The organism is Wolbachia endosymbiont of Tuta absoluta, from assembly GCF_059414725.1.
This window is the reverse complement of sequence record NZ_JBNRJY010000214.1, coordinates 1-2351: the sequence shown is the minus strand read 5'-3', so window position 1 is coordinate 2351 and position 2351 is coordinate 1. Positions and strand designations below refer to the sequence as shown.

At 33.9% G+C, this 2351-nt stretch carries 1 protein-coding gene; it reads left to right on the top strand.

The window, feature by feature from the left end:
- Positions 1-342 precede the first annotated feature (342 nt).
- Positions 343-612, top strand: coding sequence for a hypothetical protein (locus ACJ5GX_RS02355; RefSeq protein WP_495292659.1), 270 nt, complete (start codon positions 343-345; stop codon positions 610-612).
- Positions 613-2351 lie beyond the last annotated feature (1739 nt).

Genomic DNA, 2351 nt, shown 5'->3' with positions numbered 1-2351 from the left:
TAATTTTGCTGTACGATACTTGTCATACGTACAGGCTTGGCTCGCCACAACTTTAATATCTATCCCAATACGGGTTGCTAAAATTATCTCAATTATTCAAATTAATGTTTATTTTAAAAAATAGAAATATAAGTCAAGATGTTGTAGATTCAATACTATATAAAGTCGATATTAATGATCGATCATGATAAAATCTGAAGTGGCAACATTCGTAGTAACTGTCAAACTTCCTTCACTTCGAGGCGCATGTGGTTTTGTTGATTTCTTTCGTGGGTTTTTGGGTTATATTGTGAAAAAACTTGTTGTAAAGTCCTTAATATTAACCAAGGCAAATAGAAAAATATGGCTGCAGGCGTAGTAGAAAATATAATTGACAAATTTGACTCATTTACACGGAAACCTGTGAAATTCCTAACTGTTCAGGTGGATGCGAAAGACGACATCAAAAATTTAGTAAAATCTCTGTACGACTTCACAAAATCAGAAGAAAACGATGAGAAGAAGGAAAAAAAGAGTGCCCTGCCTGAATTAATCGTGCACGATTTTGATGAGGAGCAGATTTGGCAAGAAATAGAACTTCAAAATACCGAATGCTGGGATCGATCAAAATGAATATATATTAGAATAAGAACTTCAACTAAATATTAATACGCAAAATTGTCTCGTCTGCAATGGCGATACACAATTTTCCGAATAACCCTCAAATATTTATCAGACGTGGCGTAAATGTCCGTTTTTTGCGACTGTTTAAGCTCTGCCTACCCCGCAAGGGATAGACGTGATATGTGTATGTCGTATCTGCGATCGATCATATCATATAACTTACTTCATTTTTATATAATTCTTGTGTTCATTTGAGGTAGATACAATCTGTCTTCTTCATGCATTTATATTTTAGATTTTATTTATAAATCTCAAAGCAGTTATAAATAGCTATCACCTTTAAATATTGCATTCCATAAAGGTTACTGCGTGGGTTGCTATTGAATGCCTAATAGAATATACTATACCTACATTATTCCAACCTGGAATAATGTAGGTATAGTTTGTACTTATATTAAATTGATGTAGAGAAATACTTTTTTAAATATTAGTCCAAGATCTGAAGTAAAAAAAAACAATGAATTTCTTGGAATTCGACGAATTTTAATAAGACGCTGTTAAAACTCGCCAAGTTTTAATTAAAGGCCTGGCCTTTTGTACTAAAATATATTTCTTTTAATAAGTTACTTCGCTTTGAATATCAAAGATGATCGATCCTGTGTTGCCAGATGCTATTTTTAAAGCCGCAGATGTATTTTTATTTAATTTGCACTGAAACAAAGTTTTAAATTGTCTCATATAAATCAAGTTTTTTTTAAATGTAGCATTGTTTAGCTATATTTTTCGAATCAACGCAGATAATGTTTTCAGTGAAGATAAATAAGTTATTTATTGATATGCCAATAGCGAGTTTGCTCAAAAAACTCAACGTTTCAATCTCCCCAATAGAGGGAGTGTCCAAAGGGTTTCTCCAAGTTTAGCGACAAATATAAAATTAGTCTTCATTTCGCCTAATACTAAGGCTAATTATTTAGGTCAACAATACATGCTTGATAAAACTGTGAATTATGTACATTTAAATTGGCCCGATGGCGTAGTGGATACTGCCTGCTACCCCGAGGAACGTGGGTTCGATCCCCAAACAGAACAAGTTTTCGAATATTTGTGTTGAGTCTGGGTGGTTTCTTTGTATTTTTTTCACAAAAAATAAGTATTCATGTATTATATTATCTATCTAGTTCCCATAGTTCAAGCTTTGATTAGTTTGGGGCTAGAAAGTGCTATGTGAAGTTTCCAAGATAAAGATTTAAAAAAAGTTATGAGAAAACTGGTTTGGTGGTGGTTGGTTTCTTTGTATTTTTTCACAAAAAAAAATTATTCATGTATTATATAAAATAAATAGTTGTAATTGTTAAAGCTTTGATTAGTTTGGGGCTAGATAGTGCTGTGTGAAAAAACCAAGGTAAAGATAAAAAAAAAATATATGAGAAAACTAAAAAATATTTTCCAAGTGCCCGCATCCTGGCAACACCGCGCAGATGTCCATGCGCCTGCGCACGCTCTGCGACATTACGCGCGTAACGACGCATAAACGCACTGAAGCGTGGTCACACTGATTGGATACCTATTTCTGATTTAATAGGATCGATCCGACTTCTTAACTGTATTAAACTTCAGTTTCAGTAAAACTCCAATCACTTTATAACATTTATTTTCACTTCACAAATTCCACGTCTTATCGCTACCAAGCTCCAGAACCGACTGCCTGACTCCTCTTGCAATTCCATCCCCGTCAGCCAAACTCCCTC